We start from the raw sequence: 17,203 nt of genomic DNA on the forward strand, positions 1-17,203 counted from the left end.
AACGCAGGTTTCGCGCAGTGGGCCGAGCCGCATGGATGCGGCGAGAGCGCCGTCAGGACATGGATGTCCGTTCGGCGCGGGCCCACGGAGCGAGACCGGAGTGAGGGTATTCCGACGAAGGAGGAACCCAACCAGGAGCACGGCCTTTTTGGTTACTTTTTCGGCTGTTGGAAAAAGTGACCCGCCGTAAGGGCGGAACCATAATTCGCGACACCCGAGATAACGGATATACACCCCATAGCAACTCCCACCGCGAAGGATTCAACCCCCAAATCCCCCTTATTCCGACCATCCGCCCGTCGCCGCTGTCGTTCAGCACGCCCGACAGCTATAATCCGCCGCTTTCCCATTTGCCAAGACCCCCGAGACCATGACCGAGTCCGTTCTTGACTACATGACCCGCCTGGGTCGCGCCGCCCGCGAAGCCTCGCGCGTGATCGGTCGTGCCAGCACCGCCCAGAAGAACCGCGCCCTTGCCGCCACGGCTGCCGCGCTGGACGCTTCCCGTGCCGAACTGACCGCCGCCAACGAACAAGACCTCGCCGCCGGCCGCGCCAATGGACTCGAACCCGCCCTGCTCGAACGCCTTTCCCTGACCCCGGCCCGCATCGACAGCATGATCGCCGGGCTGCGTCAGGTCGCCAGCCTGCCAGACCCCATCGGCACCCTGCGCGACATGAACTTCCAGCCCTCTGGCATCCAGGTCGGCAAAATGCGCGTGCCACTGGGCGTCGTCGGCATCATCTACGAATCGCGCCCCAACGTAACCATCGACGCCGCGAGCCTCTGCCTCAAATCCGGTAACGCCACCATCCTTCGCGGCGGCTCCGAAGCGATCCAGTCCAACCGCGCCATCGCCGCCTGCATCCAGCGCGGCCTCGACGAAGCGGGCCTGCCTGCCGCCGTCGTACAAGTCGTCGAAACCACCGACCGCGCCGCGGTAGGCGCGCTGATCACCATGCCCGAGTACGTGGACGTCATCGTGCCGCGTGGCGGCAAAGGCCTGATCGAACGCGTCAGCCGCGACGCCAGAGTCCCGGTCATCAAACACCTGGACGGCATCTGCCACGTCTATGTCAGCGCCCACGCCGACCTGGCCGCCGCCCAACGCATCAGCTTCAACGCCAAGACCTACCGTTATGGCATCTGCGGCGCCATGGAAACCCTGCTGGTCGATCAAGCCATCGCCGCTGACTTCCTGGTGCCCATGGCGGCCCGGTTCCGGGAAAAGGGCGTCGAACTGCGCGGTTGCGAGCGCACCCGTGAGTGGATTGACGTTTTGCCGGCCACCGAAGAAGACTGGCACACCGAATACCTGGCGCCGATCCTCTCGATTCGCGTCGTCACCGGTCTTGATCAGGCCATCGAACACATCAATCACTACGGCTCGCATCACAGCGACGCCATCATCTCCGACTCGCAAGCCCAGACCCGCCGCTTCATGGCAGAGGTCGACTCGAGTTCGGTGATGGTCAACGCGCCCACCAGTTTCGCGGACGGTTTCGAATACGGCCTGGGCGCTGAAATCGGCATCTCGACCGACAAGATTCATGCGCGCGGTCCTGTGGGGCTCGAAGGCCTGACCTGCGAGAAATACATCGTCGTGGGTGATGGCACTCAGTTGCGCGGGCAGGGGCCGGTCTGACTTGGCCGACGTCGGTCAGCCTTCAGGCAGTGGCGCGCAGGCAGTGGCCGATCCGGGCGCAGTTCCCCTGAGCAGTGCACGGGTGCCCAAGCGCATTGGCATATTGGGCGGCACGTTCGACCCGGTGCATATCGGCCACTTGCGTGGCGCGCTGGAAGTCGCCGAGTTGCTGAAGCTTGATGAGTTGCGTCTGACGCCCAGCGCGAGGCCGCCTCATCGCGACACACCCAGTGTATCGGCGCAGGACCGGTTGGCGATGGTCCAGTGCGCAGTGGGCGGGGTGCCGCCGCTGACGGTGGATGATCGCGAGCTGTTGCGCGACAAGCCGTCGTACACGATCGACACGCTGGAATCGATGCGCGCTGAACTGGCCGCGGATGATCAGCTATTTTTATTGCTGGGTTGGGACGCCTTTTGCGGGCTGCCTTCCTGGCATCGGTGGGAAGAGTTGCTGGAGCACTGCCATATCGTGGTGCTGCAACGCCCGGACGCCGACAGCGAGTCCCCGGATGCGATGCGAAATCTGCTCGCGGGACGTGCCGTCAGTGATCCGAAGGCCCTCAAGGGCCCCGGCGGAAAGATTACGTTCGTCTGGCAGACACCGCTTTCGGTGTCTGCCACCCAGATCCGTCAACTGCTGGCCAGCGGTAAGTCGGTACGTTTTCTGGTGCCAGACGCGGTACTGGCCTATATCGATACGCACGGGCTGTACCGTGCGTCGAACTAAAGGCGTGTTTCAACGCAGCCAAGTGCGCGACGAAACGCCTACACATACGAGTTGAAAGAGTTTTTTATGACTGACAAACGAGCTGTAAACCCAATCATCGACGTCATCAAGGCTGCACTGGAAGACGTCAAGGCGCAGGACATCCAGGTGCTGGACGTGCGTGACAAGCAGAGCATCACCGATTACATGGTGATCGCGACCGGTACCTCGAACCGCCAGATCAACGCGATGCTCGACAAGGTCCGCGAAGAAGTCAAAAAGCAGGGCCTCAAGCCGCTGGGCGAAGAAGGCAAAGGCGACAGCGACTGGGTGCTGCTGGACCTGGACATCGCCATCGTCCACATGATGACCGCCTCCGCTCGCCAGTTTTATGACCTTGAGCGTCTGTGGGCCGGTGCCGAGCAGAGCCGTTCGGCCAGCGCTGCGCACCACAGCCCGGAAAACGCTCACGAGCACTTCGACAAGCTGAACAAAGACCAGGCCTAAGGCTGCGTCGTGCGTCTGCGCCTGATCGCCGTCGGTTCCCGCATGCCCAAGTGGGTGGAAGAGGGTTGGCATGAATATGCCAAGCGTCTGCCATCCGAACTGGCACTGGAGCTGGTGGAAATTCCGCTCAATACCCGTGGCAAGAACGCCGACGTGGCTCGCCTCATCCGTCAGGAAGGCGAGGCCATGCTGGCGAAAGTGCAGCCGGGCGAGCGGATCGTCACGCTTGAAGTGCATGGCAAGCCATGGAGCACCGAGCAACTGGCGGGCGAGCTCGATCGCTGGCGTCTGGATTCGCGCACGGTCAACCTGATGGTCGGTGGTCCGGAAGGGCTGGCGCCGGAAGTCTGTGCCCGGGCCGAGCAGCGTTGGTCGTTGTCGCCGTTAACGTTGCCGCACCCGCTGGTGCGCATCCTGATCGGTGAGCAGATCTATCGTGCCTGGACCGTGCTGTCCGGTCACCCTTATCACAAGTAGCGCCGCTGCCTTCACTGTGAACCTGCCCTAAATGTCTCAGCCGATCCGCCTGAAAGACCACGAAAAGGACGCACGCCTGGTGCGCAGCCGAGTCGTGGTCGGTGCAGTCGTGGTGGTCGTGCTGATCTGCGTGCTGGTCGCGCGGCTGTATTTCCTGCAGGTCATTCAGTACGAGTACCACTCGACACTGTCCGAGAACAACCGCGTTCATGTGCAGCCGATTCCGCCGAGCCGCGGGCTGATCTACGACCGTAACGGCGTGGTGATTGCTGACAACCGGCCCAGCTTCAGCCTGAGCATGACGCGCGAGCGTTCCGGCGACTGGACGCAGGTGCTGGACACCATCGTCCAGGTCCTTGAACTGACGCCTGACGACCGGGTGATTTTCGAAAAACGCATGAAGCAGGGGCGCCGGCCGTTCGAGCCGGTGCCCATCCTGTTCGAGCTGACCGAAGAGCAAATCGCCCGCATCGCCGTCAACCAGTTCCGCCTGCCGGGCGTCGAAGTGGTGGCGCAGCTGGTTCGCCACTACCCCCAGGGCGAGCATTTTGCGCATTCGGTGGGTTACATGGGCCGGATCAACGAGAAAGAGCTGAAAAGCCTCGATCCCGTGAATTACAGCGGCACCCACCACATGGGTAAGACGGGAATCGAGCGCTTCTACGAGCCCGAGCTTCACGGTCAGGTGGGGTACGAAGAGGTCGAAACCAACGCCCGCGGCCGCGTCTTGCGCGTGCTCAAGCGGACCGATCCGGTGCCCGGCAAGGACATCGTCCTGAGCCTGGACATCCAGCTGCAGGAAGCCGCCGAAGCTGCGCTGGGCGGTCGTCGGGGTGCCGTCGTGGCGCTCGACCCGAGCACCGGCGAGGTGTTGGCGATGGTCAGTCAGCCAAGCTTCGACCCCAACCTGTTCGTCACCGGCATCAGCTTCAAGGCGTATTCCGAGCTGCGCGATTCGGTAGATCGCCCGCTGTTCAACCGCATCTTGCGGGGCCTGTACCCGCCGGGCTCGACCATCAAGCCGGCCGTGGCAATTGCCGGCCTCGACACCGGCGTGATCACGGCAAGCACGCGGGTCTTCGACCCCGGCTATTACATGCTGCCGAACTATGATCACAAATACCGTAACTGGAACCGCACCGGCGACGGTTGGGTGGATCTGGACACGGCCATCATGCGCTCCAACGACACCTATTTTTACGACCTGGCCCACAAGGTCGGGATTGATCGACTGTCCGCCTACCTCAACAAGTTCGGCATTGGCCAAAAGGTCTCGCTCGACATGTTCGAGGAGTCGCCCGGCCTGATGCCGTCCCGCGACTGGAAGCGCGTCACCCGACGCCAGGCGTGGTTCCCGGGCGAGACGCTGATTCTGGGGATTGGTCAGGGCTACATGCAGGCCACGCCGCTGCAACTGGCCCAGGCCACTGCGCTGGTGGCGAACAAGGGCAAGTGGAACCGTCCGCACCTGGCCAGGACCATTGAAGGACAGAAGCCGGTGGACGAAAACCCGATGCCGGACATCGTCCTGCGCGACCCGTCGGACTGGGGCAAGGTCAATCACGGCATGCAGCAAGTCATGCACGGCGCCCGCGGCACCGCGCGCAAAGCCTCAATTGGTGCGCAATACCGCATCGCCGGCAAGAGCGGTACCGCGCAGGTCGTTGCCATTCGGCAGGGCGAGAAGTACGACCGATCGAAGGTCCAGGAACGCCATCGTGACCACGCCTTGTTCGTCGGCTTCGCGCCGGCCGACAGCCCGAAGATCGTCGTCGCGGTGATGATCGAAAACGGCGAGTCGGGCTCCGGTGTCGCCGCGCCCGTGGTGCGGCAGGTCATGGACGCCTGGTTGCTCGATCCCCAGGGCCATCTGAAACCCGAATACGCCAGCAATGCACAGCCTCCGGAGACCGCGGCCCGTGAAGAGTAATTTCGACCGCATCCTTTCCAGCGAAGATGTGATGCGCCGTCGCGCCACGTTCCTGCAGAAAATCCACGTCGATGGCCCGCTGCTGATCCTGCTGCTGACCTTGGCGGCGGGCAGCCTGTTCGTGCTCTATTCAGCCAGCGGCAAGAGCTGGGACCTGCTGATCAAACAGGCAACCTCCTTCGGCATCGGTCTGGTGTCGATGTTCGTCATCGCGCAGCTCGAGCCCCGGTTCATGGCCCGCTGGGTGCCCGCCGCTTACGTGCTGGGGGTTCTGCTGCTGGTGGCGGTGGACGTGATGGGCCACAACGCCATGGGCGCGACGCGCTGGATAAACATCCCCGGCGTCATTCGCTTCCAGCCCTCGGAATTCATGAAGATCATCATGCCGGCGACCATCGCCTGGTACCTGTCCAAGCGCACATTGCCGCCGCACCTCAAACACGTGGCGGTCAGCCTCGGCCTGATTGGCCTGCCGTTCATTCTGATCGTGCGCCAGCCGGACCTCGGCACCTCGTTGCTGATTCTTGCGTCCGGCACCTTCGTGCTGTTCATGGCCGGCCTGCGCTGGCGCTGGATCATCAGCGTGGTCGCGGCGGCAGTTCCGGTGGCCGTCGCCATGTGGTTCTTCTTCATGCACGACTATCAGAAGCAGCGGATCCTGACCTTTCTGGACCCGGAGAGCGATCCGCTCGGCACGGGCTGGAACATCATTCAATCCAAGGCGGCCATCGGCTCGGGCGGCGTTTTCGGCAAAGGCTGGCTCATGGGCACACAGTCGCACCTGGATTTTCTGCCCGAGAGCCACACCGACTTCATCATCGCGGTGCTCGGCGAGGAATTCGGGCTGGTAGGGATTTGTGCGCTGCTGCTGATTTACCTCTTGTTGATCGGTCGCGGGCTGGTGATCACCGCCCAGGCGCAGACGCTCTACGGCAAGCTGCTCGCGGGCAGCCTGACCATGACCTTTTTTGTTTACGTTTTCGTCAATATCGGTATGGTCAGCGGTCTGCTGCCGGTCGTAGGCGTGCCGTTGCCCTTTATTAGCTACGGCGGAACCTCGCTGGTGACGCTGCTGTCAGCGTTTGGTGTTTTGATGTCGGTCCACACGCATCGCAAATGGATCGCTCAGGTTTGATTTAAGGTGAAGAACTCAATGCAAGTAGTGCGTGGCTGGGCTGCTCGATATGCGCCGCTGGTCGGTCTGATGGGCATCTTCGGCTCAGTGCAGGAATCACTTGCCGGTGGCTATGACGGCTCTCCTCAAGTCGCCCAGTTCGTCAGCGAAATGACCCGTGATTATGGTTTTGCGGGCGAGCAATTGATTGAAGTGTTCCGCGATGTGCAGCGCAAGCAGCCGATTCTCGATGCCATTTCGAGGCCTGCGGAGCGGGTCAAGCCATGGAAGGACTATCGTCCTATGTTCCTCACCGACGCGCGGGTTGCCCGGGGCGTGGACTTCTGGCGTCAGCACGAAGCCGCCCTGGCGCGCGCCGAGCAGGAGTACGGCGTGCCGGCTCAGGTCATCGTTTCGATCATCGGCGTCGAGACATTCTTTGGCCGTAACACCGGGAACTACCGGGTGATGGACGCGTTATCGACGCTGGCCTTCGACTATCCTCAGCGCGCCGACTTCTTCCGCAAGGAGCTGCGTGAGTTCCTGCTGTTGTCCCGCGAACAACAGGTCGATCCGCTGACGCTCAAAGGCTCTTACGCCGGCGCCATGGGTTTGCCCCAGTTTATGCCGAGCAGCTTTCGCGCCTATGCGGTCGACTTTGACGGCGACGGCCACATCAATATCTGGAACGACCCGGACGATGCGATCGGCAGCGTCGCCAGCTACTTCAAGCGCCACGGATGGGTGGCCGGCGAGCCGGTTGTCAGCCGTGCCCAGGTGCGCGGCGACCGCGTCGACGAGGGTTTGAGCCCTGGCATTGACCCGGTGAAAAACGTCGGGGAGTTGCGAGCGTTGGGCTGGGCGAGTCATGATGCGCTGCGCGACGACATGCCGGTCACGGCGTTTCGCCTCGACGGCGACAAAGGCCCTGAATACTGGATGGGTCTGAAGAATTTTTACGCAATCACGCGGTACAACCGCAGCGTGATGTACGCCATGGCCGTGCATCAGCTGTCTGAAATGCTTGTTCAAGCCCGGGACGTCAAGTAATGCGGTCAATGCCGATGCAACAACCATTGAAACTGATGGCCTTCGCGGCGCTGACTTTGCTGATCGTCAGTTGCTCAACCAGCCGGTCGCCGAGCACGGCGCAGCGTCAGGGCAACGTCATCCGTTCGCAGCCTGGGCTGGACATCAACCGGGCGCACAAAGACGGCGCGCCCTGGTGGGACGTTGACGTATCTCGCATCCCCGACGCCATCCCGACCCTGCACACCGGCCCGTACAAGGCCAACCCGTACACTGTGCTGGGCAAGACCTATTTCCCGCTGAGTGATTCCAAGACCTATTCCCAGACGGGAACGGCGTCCTGGTACGGCACCAAATTTCATGGCCAGAACACCGCCAACGGTGAAGTCTACGACCTGTACGGCATGAGCGCGGCGCACAAAACCCTGCCGCTGCCCAGCTATGTCCGCGTGACCAACCTGGACAATAACCGCACGGTGATCCTGCGGGTCAACGATCGCGGCCCGTTCTACTCCGATCGCATCATTGACCTGTCGTACGCTGCCGCGAAGAAACTCGGTTATGCCGAAACCGGTACGGCGCGGGTGAAAGTCGAAGGCATCGATCCTTCTCAGTATTGGGCGCAGCGCGGCAAGCCGGCGCCGCTGATGCTGGATCAGCCACAAGTGGCCAGCAACACGCCGCCACGCCAGCCGCAACCGGCGGCCCCGGTGATCACCGCATCGGCCGGTACGATCGAGCAGTGGACGCCGCCACCGCAGCAACACGCCGCTCCGGTCACCCCCGTACCGATCGACGCAAAAAAAAACGCTTCAGGACCAGCGTCTGGGCTGTTTCTCCAAGTGGGAGCCTTCGCCAACCCGGACGCTGCGGAACTCCTGAGGTCGAAATTGAGCGGGATGGTCAGGGCGCCGGTGTTCGTGAGTTCGATCGCACGCAATCAACAGACGCTCTATCGCGTGCGGATGGGACCGGTCGACACGCCGGGTGAAGCCCAGCAACTGCAAAACAGCGTAAGGTCGGCCAACCTCGGCTCGCCAAGCGTGGTCACGTCGGACCAGTAACGCGCGCATCAGCGACTCGTACCCCGGCAACGGGGCCGAATCGCCATCTGACCGACGACTTGCCACCCGCGCTTGACGTTGTCAGCAGCTTTTCACGGCACGTTCTGTAGAATGTGAGCCCGTTTGCCGGGGTAGCCCGGCACCCGCTTTGCCCGCAAGGGCATGTTTGCCCATTAGCATTTTCGAGAGACGGATGAACATCACCAGCTTTGCAAAACGCCTTTGCCTGCTTATCCCGCTATTCACCGCGCCTGCCGTGTTTGCGGCAGAACAGATGACGCCATCGCCACCGCAACTGGCTGCCAAGGCTTATGTGCTGATGGACGCCAACAGCGGCAACGTTCTGGTCGAAAACAATGGCGACCAGCGCCTGCCACCGGCCAGTCTGACCAAGCTGATGACCGCCTACATCGCCACGCTGGAAATCCGTCGTGGCCAGATCGGTGAAAACGACCCTGTGACCGTCAGCGAAAACGCCTGGCGCACCGGGGGCTCGCGGATGTTCATCAAGGTGGGCAGCCAGGTGACCGTCAGCGATCTGCTGCACGGCATCATCATTCAATCGGGCAACGACGCCAGTGTGGCGCTCTCCGAGCACATCGCCGGCAGCGAAGACGCATTCGCCGACCTGATGAACAAGACCGCTGCCGACCTGGGCATGGTCAACAGCCACTTCATGAACCCGACCGGCCTGCCGAACCCTGATCACTACGCCACAGCCCATGACATGGCGCTGCTGGCCCGCGCGATCATCCACGAAGACCCGGCTCACTACGCGATCTACTCGCAAAAAGAGTTCTTCTGGAACGGCATCAAGCAGCCAAACCGCAACCTGCTCCTGTGGCGTGACAAGACCGTTGACGGTCTGAAAACCGGCCACACCGAAGAAGCCGGCTACTGCATGGTGTCCTCGGCCGTGCGTGACGGCATGCGTCTGATTGCTGTTGTGTTCGGTACCAACAGCGAGCAGGCCCGTGCTGCGGAAACCCAGAAGCTGCTGACCTACGGTTTCCGTTTCTTCGAAACACAGACCTTCTATCAGAAAGGCACCGAGCTGGCTCAGGCGCCGGTCTGGAAAGGCGCTGACCGTCAAGTCAAGGCCGGCCTGGCTGAAGACCTGACCATGACCATGCCAAAAGGCGAGCTGAAGAAGCTGGCAGCCAGCATGACCATGAACCCGCAACTGGTTGCACCGATCGCCAAAGGCGACGTCATCGGCAAGGTTGAAGTCAAACTGGACGACAAAGTCGTGCACAGCGCCAACCTGATCGCGCTGGACGCCGTCGAGGAGGGTGGTATCTTCCGCCGCCTGTGGGATAGCATTCGGTTGTTCTTCTACGGTTTGTTCAACTGATCAACCATTGATCACCCGCTGACCGTTGCTCCGTACGCCCCCGTCGCCGACCGCGCCGGGGGCCTGTCCGTTTTCCGGCTTACGAGGCCGTTACTGCCATGACAGATTCCGAAGTAAAAGCGCCAAAAATCGAATTTCCCTGCGCCGACTATCCCATCAAGATCATCGGTGACACGGGTGTGGGCTTCAAAGACAGGGTCATCGAGATCCTCGAGAAGCATGCGACCGTCGACATGAACACCCTGGCCGAGCGCCAGAGCAGCAACGGCAAGTACACCACCGTTCAGCTGCACATCATTGCCACCGGGCAAGACCAGCTTTACGACATCAACAGCGAATTGCGGGCCACCGGCTTCGTGCACATGGTGCTGTGATGGGTGCTGTTCTGGGCTTTCGTGAACTCGGTCTGACCGACTACGAGCCCACGTGGCAGGCCATGAAACGCTTTACCGACGGCCGCGACCGCGAGACTGCCGACGAGATCTGGCTTGTCCAGCATCCGCCCGTTTTTACCCAGGGCCAGTCGGGCAAACCCGAGCATCTGTTGCTGCCCGGAGATATCCCGGTGGTGCAGGTCGATCGCGGCGGCCAAGTGACTTATCATGGCCCCGGCCAACTGGTCGCCTATCTGCTGCTGGACGTTCGCCGTCTGGGGTTTGGTGTACGTGAGCTGGTCACGCGGATCGAGCGCAGCTTGATCGACCTGCTGGCCAGTTACGGCGTAGATGCAGCCGCCAAGGCTGACGCGCCGGGGGTTTACGTCGACGGCGCCAAGATCGCATCACTGGGGCTGCGCATCCGCAATGGCTGCTCCTTTCATGGCCTTGCGCTGAACGTCGATATGGATCTGGACCCTTTTAAACGGATTAATCCCTGTGGGTACGCGGGGCTGGCAATGACCCAGCTGCGCGAACACGCAGGGCCGATTGAATTTGCCGAGGTTAGTGCCCGGCTGCGTGCGCAGCTCGTCAAACACCTCGACTACGCTGAGCAGACGACCCTAACGGGCGGAATCGATTGATATGACTACTGCGTATGAGGCAGCTGACACTGTCGTGAATACAGAGAATGCCGTACAAACCCTGATCCCGACGGTGAGCGTCGCCACGCCTGAGCGTGCGGCCCGTCCAAAAGTGGAGGCCGGCGTGAAGCTGCGCGGCGCGGAAAAAGTCGCGCGCATCCCGGTGAAGATTATTCCGACGGTTGATCTGCCGAAGAAGCCTGACTGGATTCGCGTGCGCATCCCGGTCTCGCCCGAAGTCGACCGCATCAAGGCGCTGCTGCGCAAGCACAAGCTGCACAGCGTGTGCGAAGAGGCGTCCTGCCCGAACCTGGGCGAGTGCTTCTCCGGCGGCACAGCGACGTTCATGATCATGGGTGACATCTGTACCCGTCGCTGCCCGTTCTGCGATGTCGGCCATGGCCGTCCAAAAGCGCTGGACACCGATGAGCCGAAGAACCTGGCCGTTGCCATTGCGGACCTGAAGCTCAAGTACGTCGTGATCACTTCCGTGGACCGTGATGACCTGCGTGACGGCGGTGCCCAGCACTTTGCCGACTGCATCCGCGAAATCCGCGAGTTGTCGCCGAACGTGCAGCTCGAGACGCTGGTTCCCGATTACCGTGGCCGCATGGACATCGCGCTGGAAATCACCGCCGCGACGCCGCCAGACGTCTTCAACCACAACCTGGAAACCGTGCCGCGCCTGTACAAGGCAGCGCGCCCGGGTTCCGATTACCAGTGGTCGCTGACGTTGCTCAAGCGCTTCAAGGAAATGGTCCCGCATGTGCCGACCAAATCCGGGCTGATGCTGGGTCTGGGCGAGACCGACGAAGAAGTGATCGAAGTCATGCAGCGCATGCGCGAGCACAACATCGACATGCTGACCCTGGGTCAGTACCTTCAACCGTCGCGCAACCATTTGCCGGTGCAGCGCTTCGTGCACCCGGACGTGTTCGACTGGTTCGCCGAAGAAGGTTACAAAATGGGCTTCAAGAATGTCGCCTCCGGCCCGCTGGTCCGCTCCTCGTACCACGCGGACGAACAAGCCAAGCTGGTCAAGTCGCTGCTGACCGCGGGCTGATCACAACGCCGTTGGCATAGAAAGTAAAAAGGGCCGGATAGAAATATCCGGCCCTTTTTTATGCGAAACGTCCACGGCGGTCTGGCTAACATACATCGCCATAACGGCATACGCATACTGTAGGAGCCGGCTTGCTGGCGAATGCGGTTTGTCAGTCGGCATCCTCATTATTGATCGGACGCCTTCGCCAGCAAGCCGGCTCCTACGGGTTATGTTGAGGCACGCAATGCATCGTGACGCTTGCAGATTCAGGGTTTGCGCAGTTGTTCCAGCAATTCCTGAGTGGGATACCCGTCTGCCGGCCAGCCAAACGACTGCTGGGCGCTGCGAATTGCCTTGCGCGTGTTCGCGCCAATGATTCCGTCCGGTGCGCCTGCGTCGTACTGTCGGGCCGACAGCAACGTCTGCAGCTCAATGCGCTCGGAGCGGCTCAACGGACGATCACCTCGTGGCCAGCTTCCCTGCACATAACCGCCGCCACCGAAGCGCTCGGACAGCAAACCGATGGCCAAGGCGTAGGATGACGAGTTGTTGTACTTCAGAATGGCGCGGAAGTTGTCCATCACCAGAAATGCCGGGCCTTTATAGCCCGCCGGCAGCAGCAAGGCCGCCTGTTGTTGCTGCAGGTTGCCGGGCAGTGCTGAACCGTTCGGCAGCTTCAGCCCCAGCTGCTGCCATTCGCCAATGGACTTGCGGGTGGAGGCATCTGCCAGCGCGTAGTCGAAACCCTGAGCCAGTTGCACTTCGAAGCCCCACGGCTGGCCTTTCTGCCAGCCCGAGCTTTGCAGGTAATGCGCAGTGGAGGCGAGGGCGTCGCTCGGAGAGTTCCAGATGTCGCGGCGGCCGTCGCCGTCGAAGTCCACGGCATGGGTGTTGTAGGTCGTCGGAATGAATTGGGTCTGGCCCATCGCACCCGCCCATGAACCCAGCATGCTCGGCGCGTCGATATCGCCATGCTGAATGATCTGCAGCGCGGCGATCAGTTGATCCTGCGCGAACTGCGGTCGGCGCCCTTCATACGCAAGCGTCGCCAGTGAACGGATCACCGACTGGGTGCCCTGGAACTGGCCGAAGCTGCTTTCCATGCCCCAAACGGCCACCAATGCCTGGCGATCAACGCAATAACGCTGTTCGATGGCGCTCAACGCGTCAGCGTATTCGTTCAGCAGTGCCTGACCCTTGCGCACGCGCACGGCTGACATCGCGCCGTCGAGGTATTCCCACACCGGGCGGCTGAACTCCGGCTGGCTGCGATCGGCCTTGACCACGCTCATGTCCGGCGTGACGCCGGCAAACGCGTTGTCGAACACATCCGGCCGCACGCCGGCGTTCAGCGCAAGCGCCCGGAACTGGCTCTGCCACTCGCTGAATGTCATGGCGGGCTGGATTTCAAAGTTGCCATCGTCAGGTTGCGCAACGGCGCCTGAAGGCGTGGGCAGACTCTTGACGACTTGCGCGGCGGGCGCGGCTTGGAGGGGAGTGGCAACGGCAGCGGTAGGCTGCTCGGCACAGGCGACCAGCGCGAAAAGGCTGGAGGCGGCGATCAACTGGCGGACGTGCCAGCGACGGGGAAAGCTTGGGGGCATTCTGGGGTCCACAGGGCTAAACCGGAAGGTACAGACCTTAACATGCCGGCCCTGTTGGTGGGGCGCCAGTCAGTAACGCGAAGTTTTCAAGCCGCCCTAACGGAAGAAGCCTCCCAGCTTTTAGACTGGAAGGCTTCGCGGCGGTAGCTGCCTTTGCCTTTGCCGGGTTGTTCCTGACGGCTGCGGAACAGTGGCTGGGCAATAATGGATTTGGCCTTGTTCGGCCGCTTTTTGGCTTTGCTCATGGCGTTCTCGCTCAAGTGGTGGGGTGCAGCAGCGGGGATGTTCGGCCAGTTCGCCGCCGCTGTCCAATTAACCTGGGCTATCGAAACGTTACAGATTATTCCGCAGGCAGCGCCAGGCGTTGACCCGCCATCAGCAGCGTCAGTCGACTCAGGCTGCTCCAGACCGAGCCTTGCGCCTGGCCCTTGATTTGCGCGTCGATGTGTTGCGCGTCCATCAGCAGTTGGCCCCAGCGCCGCGCAGAGTGGCGTTGCAGGGCTTTGCTCATCAGCGGCTTGCGTTTGTCCCAGATGGGCGGGCGCGCCTGGCTGAACGCCTTGTCCAGCGGGATACCCTGACCGAATTGCAACGCCAGGTTGGCAAGCACACGCAGTTCACGGGACAGCGCCCACAGGATAACCGGCGGCTCAACGCCTTCGCCGCGCAGGCCTTCAAGCATCCGCAGCGCATGGGCGGCTTCGCCATTGAGGATCGCGTCGGTCAGACCAAAAACATCGAAGCGCGCGCTGTCCGCCACCGCAGCCTGCACGGTCTCGACGGTGATCTGACCTTCTTCGGCCATGAGCTTGAGCTTTTCGATTTCCTGCGCAGCCGCCAGCAAATTGCCTTCTACTCGCGCGGCGATCAGCTCTATGGCGTCCGGCGTCGCCGCCAGGCCGGCCTGCGACAGTCGCTGACGAATCCATTGCGGTAACTGGCTGGCGTCCACCGGCCATATCTGCACGAACTGCGTCTGCGGGCCTTCGACCAGCGCCTTGCCCCATTTGGTTTTCTGCGCCGAGCCATCGAGTTTGGGCAGGCTGATCAGCAGCAGCGTGTCTTCGGCAGGACGGCCGCAATACTCGAGCAGCGCGGCGGCACCTTTGTCGCCGGGCTTGCCGGACGGCAGGCGCAGCTCCAGCAGACGCCGCTCGGCGAACAACGACATGCTCGCGCCCGCCTGAAGCAGAGTGCCCCAGTCGAAGCTCGAATCGGCGCTGAACACCTGGCGTTCGTCATAGCCTTGCTGACGCGCCGCGGCACGGATGGCGTCGCACGCCTCCTGACATTGCAGCGGGTCATCGCCGCTGACGATGTAGACGGGCGCGAGCTGACCTTGCAGGTGTTTGGAGAGTTGGGCGGGGGCGAGTTTCATGAGTCAGAAAAGATCAGGGCCGGCGAACCGGCCCCGACGCCGTCACTTGGACGGGATTTCGATAGGCGACTGCTGTGGCGTCTCGTCGCGAATGCGCTGAGCTGCGGCTTCGGCGTCAGCCTGGGCGCGGGCAGCGGCGTCGGCTTTGGCTTGCAGCTCGTCGAGGCGTCCAGGCGTCAGCTGCTGCAGGCGGGCCAGCACCTTCTGCACGAGGTCAGTGCGCATTTCCTTACGGATCTGATCGGCTTCCTGGTCGGAGCCGATCAGGTTGTTGCCGTCATGGACAAAGACCTTCTGCGCCTGCACAGAGTCATCGAGCAGCAGAACGTCCTTGCTGCCGTGAATTTCGTACTTCAGCACAGTGGTCAGCTCGTATTCGGCGGAACGGCCTGAGCCGGCGTAGCTCGCCGTGCGCTGGGTTTCGTCTTCACGGGCGATGAACAGCTTGTATTGCGCGCCGGTGTAGACGTGCACGCCGCTGCTGGTCAGGGTCTGACGCAGCTGGGTGACCACGTCGCCGTAGGCGTCGCGCGCGCTCACGTCCAGTTCCTTGATCGACAGGGCATTGGTGCCGGTGCCGCGCAGCTGGAAACCGCAGGCGCTCAGCAGAACCGCGAGTCCCATTACCAGCAGATTGCGTTTGATCATCTTGTTGCTCCCTTGAATCCGTTAGAGCCCGGCATCCCGGGTTCTTGAAAAGTGTTCGGGCCTGCGTGCAGGCGCCTGATTGCATCAGCTGGCGACGATGTTGACCAGTTTGCCCGGCACCACGATCACTTTGCGGATCGTCAGGCCGTCGATGAAGCGCAGGACGTTTTCATTGACCCTGGCGGCCGCCTCGACTTCCTCGCGGGTAGCGCTGGCCGGCATGTCGATGTGGCCGCGCAGTTTGCCGTTGACCTGAATCACCAGCTGCAACGTGTCCTGTACCAGTGCCGAGTCATCGACCACTGGCCAGCCAGCGTCGATGATCGGACCTGCGTGCCCCAGCGCAGACCACAGTTCGTGGCTGATGTGCGGGGTGATCGGCGCCAGCAACAGGGCGACGGTTTCCAGGCCTTCCTGCAACAGCGCGCGGTCTTGACCAGCCGCCTGCGGCGCTTTTTCCAGGACGTTCATGAGCGTCATGACTTGCGCGATCGCGGTGTTGAATTTGTGATGCTGACCGACGTCTTGACCGGCCTGTTTGATCGCCAGGTGAATCGCGCGGCGAATGGCCTTCTGGTCGTCATTCAGAGCGGTCTTGTCGAGTGCGCCCGCAGCGCCCGCCGTCACATGTGCCTGGGCCAGACGCCAGACACGCTTGAGGAAGCGGTGCGAGCCTTCAACGCCGGAGTCAGACCATTCCAGGCTCATGTCAGGCGGCGAAGCGAACATCATGAACAGGCGGCAGGTGTCTGCGCCGTACTGGTCGATCATCGACTGCGGGTCGACGCCGTTGTTCTTCGACTTGGCCATCTTCTCGATGCCGCCGATTTCCACCGGCTGGCCATCGGCGATCAGCCTGGCGCCGATGATTTTGGCTTTGCTGTCGCGTTCGAACTCGACGTCCGCCGGGTTGAACCAGGTTTTGCTGCCGTTGGCTTCCAGGCGGTAGAACGTCTCGGCCACGACCATGCCCTGGGTCAGCAGGTTCTTGAACGGCTCGTTGGAGCTGACCAGGCCTTCGTCGCGCATCAGCTTGTGGAAGAAACGCGCGTACAGCAGGTGCAGGATGGCGTGTTCGATACCGCCGATGTACTGATCAACCGGCAGCCAGTGGTTCGCGGCTTTTGGGTCGACCATGCCGCCTTCATAATGAGGCGAGGCGTAGCGTGCGAAGTACCAGGACGATTCGACGAACGTGTCCATGGTGTCGGTTTCGCGCTTGGCCGGTGCGCCGCATTTCGGGCAGCTGCACTCGTAGAACTCTGGCATGCGCGCCAGCGGAGAACCTGCGCCGTCCGGTACCACATCTTCCGGCAGCTTGACCGGCAGTTGGTCTTCCGGCACAGGCACGTCGCCGCACGTGTCGCAGTGAATGATCGGGATCGGGCAGCCCCAATAACGCTGGCGGCTGATGCCCCAGTCGCGCAGGCGGAACTGGGTGCGGGACTTGCCGAGTTCCTTCTTGAGCAGCGCGGCTTCGATGGCATCGAACGCGCCGGCGAAATCCAGCCCGTCGAACCCGGCCGAGTTGATCAGCAGGCCGTGTTCGCCGTACGCGTCCTGCCAGGGCGCAGGGGTTTCATCGCCCGCGCTGGTGCGCACCACCGGCTTGATCGGCAGGCTGTACTTGGTCGCGAATTCGAAATCACGTTCGTCATGGGCAGGCACGGCCATGACCGCG

17 protein-coding genes are annotated in these 17,203 nt (G+C 62.2%); 12 read left to right on the forward strand and 5 right to left on the reverse strand.

Annotated features, from left to right (window positions below):
- The first annotated feature begins 370 nt into the window (after positions 1 to 370).
- The 12 genes from VF672_RS13920 (at position 371) to lipA (ending at position 11,910) form a co-directional block, all read left to right on the forward strand.
- On the forward strand, positions 371 to 1,645 hold the full coding sequence (locus tag VF672_RS13920; RefSeq protein ID WP_331105160.1) for a glutamate-5-semialdehyde dehydrogenase: 1,275 nt from the start codon (positions 371 to 373) through the stop codon (positions 1,643 to 1,645).
- 82 nt (positions 1,646 to 1,727) lie between these two features.
- Positions 1,728 to 2,372, forward strand: coding sequence for a nicotinate-nucleotide adenylyltransferase (gene nadD / locus VF672_RS13925; protein ID WP_331105173.1), 645 nt, complete (start codon positions 1,728 to 1,730; stop codon positions 2,370 to 2,372).
- A gap of 66 nt (positions 2,373 to 2,438) precedes the next feature.
- Positions 2,439 to 2,858, forward strand: coding sequence for a ribosome silencing factor (rsfS, locus tag VF672_RS13930; protein ID WP_331105161.1), 420 nt, complete (start codon positions 2,439 to 2,441; stop codon positions 2,856 to 2,858).
- A 9-nt stretch (positions 2,859 to 2,867) separates the two neighbouring features.
- Positions 2,868 to 3,335 carry a 23S rRNA (pseudouridine(1915)-N(3))-methyltransferase RlmH gene (gene rlmH / locus VF672_RS13935; RefSeq protein ID WP_037017961.1) on the forward strand — a complete coding sequence of 156 codons (468 nt, stop codon included), beginning with the start codon at positions 2,868 to 2,870 and terminating at the stop codon, positions 3,333 to 3,335.
- A 31-nt stretch (positions 3,336 to 3,366) separates the two neighbouring features.
- Complete coding sequence (gene mrdA, locus VF672_RS13940) at positions 3,367 to 5,265, forward strand: penicillin-binding protein 2 (RefSeq protein ID WP_331105162.1); 1,899 nt, start codon at positions 3,367 to 3,369, stop codon at positions 5,263 to 5,265.
- A 31-nt stretch (positions 5,266 to 5,296) separates the two neighbouring features.
- Entirely contained in the window at positions 5,297 to 6,400 is a 1,104-nt protein-coding gene (gene rodA, locus VF672_RS13945; RefSeq protein WP_331105174.1) for a rod shape-determining protein RodA, read from the forward strand.
- Positions 6,401 to 6,418: 18 nt separating this feature from the next.
- Entirely contained in the window at positions 6,419 to 7,429 is a 1,011-nt protein-coding gene (mltB, locus tag VF672_RS13950) for a lytic murein transglycosylase B (protein ID WP_331105163.1), read from the forward strand.
- Complete coding sequence (locus VF672_RS13955) at positions 7,429 to 8,472, forward strand: septal ring lytic transglycosylase RlpA family protein (protein WP_331105164.1); 1,044 nt, start codon at positions 7,429 to 7,431, stop codon at positions 8,470 to 8,472. The genes mltB and VF672_RS13955 overlap by 1 nt, the downstream gene beginning before the upstream one ends.
- A gap of 193 nt (positions 8,473 to 8,665) precedes the next feature.
- On the forward strand, positions 8,666 to 9,826 hold the full coding sequence (locus VF672_RS13960; RefSeq protein ID WP_331105165.1) for a D-alanyl-D-alanine carboxypeptidase family protein: 1,161 nt from the start codon (positions 8,666 to 8,668) through the stop codon (positions 9,824 to 9,826).
- Positions 9,827 to 9,924: 98 nt separating this feature from the next.
- Complete coding sequence (locus VF672_RS13965; protein ID WP_331105166.1) at positions 9,925 to 10,200, forward strand: DUF493 domain-containing protein; 276 nt, start codon at positions 9,925 to 9,927, stop codon at positions 10,198 to 10,200.
- Positions 10,200 to 10,847 (forward strand): lipoyl(octanoyl) transferase LipB, encoded by a 648-nt coding sequence (lipB, locus tag VF672_RS13970; RefSeq protein ID WP_331105167.1) that lies wholly within the window; start codon positions 10,200 to 10,202, stop codon positions 10,845 to 10,847. Before VF672_RS13965 ends, lipB begins: the two co-directional genes overlap by 1 nt.
- A gap of 1 nt (position 10,848) precedes the next feature.
- Complete coding sequence (gene lipA, locus VF672_RS13975; RefSeq protein ID WP_331105168.1) at positions 10,849 to 11,910, forward strand: lipoyl synthase; 1,062 nt, start codon at positions 10,849 to 10,851, stop codon at positions 11,908 to 11,910.
- 248 nt (positions 11,911 to 12,158) lie between these two features.
- Here the strand turns inward: lipA and VF672_RS13980 are convergent, their stop codons facing one another.
- The 5 genes from VF672_RS13980 to leuS all read right to left on the reverse strand — a co-directional run.
- Complete coding sequence (locus VF672_RS13980) at positions 12,159 to 13,496, reverse strand: lytic murein transglycosylase (protein WP_331105169.1); 1,338 nt, start codon at positions 13,494 to 13,496, stop codon at positions 12,159 to 12,161.
- An 86-nt stretch (positions 13,497 to 13,582) separates the two neighbouring features.
- Positions 13,583 to 13,741 (reverse strand): alternative ribosome rescue factor ArfA, encoded by a 159-nt coding sequence (arfA, locus tag VF672_RS13985; protein ID WP_122536894.1) that lies wholly within the window; start codon positions 13,739 to 13,741, stop codon positions 13,583 to 13,585.
- 95 nt (positions 13,742 to 13,836) lie between these two features.
- Positions 13,837 to 14,874: a DNA polymerase III subunit delta gene (gene holA / locus VF672_RS13990; protein ID WP_331105170.1), complete on the reverse strand. Its 1,038-nt coding sequence runs from the start codon at positions 14,872 to 14,874 to the stop codon at positions 13,837 to 13,839.
- A 42-nt stretch (positions 14,875 to 14,916) separates the two neighbouring features.
- Entirely contained in the window at positions 14,917 to 15,522 is a 606-nt protein-coding gene (lptE, locus tag VF672_RS13995; protein WP_331105171.1) for an LPS assembly lipoprotein LptE, read from the reverse strand.
- Between the two features lie 84 nt (positions 15,523 to 15,606).
- Positions 15,607 to 17,203: leucine--tRNA ligase (gene leuS / locus VF672_RS14000; RefSeq protein ID WP_331105172.1), on the reverse strand; the 1,597-nt coding region annotated here is incomplete at its 5' end.

This window comes from Pseudomonas sp., from assembly GCF_036387035.1.
Lineage (GTDB): Bacteria > Pseudomonadota > Gammaproteobacteria > Pseudomonadales > Pseudomonadaceae > Aquipseudomonas.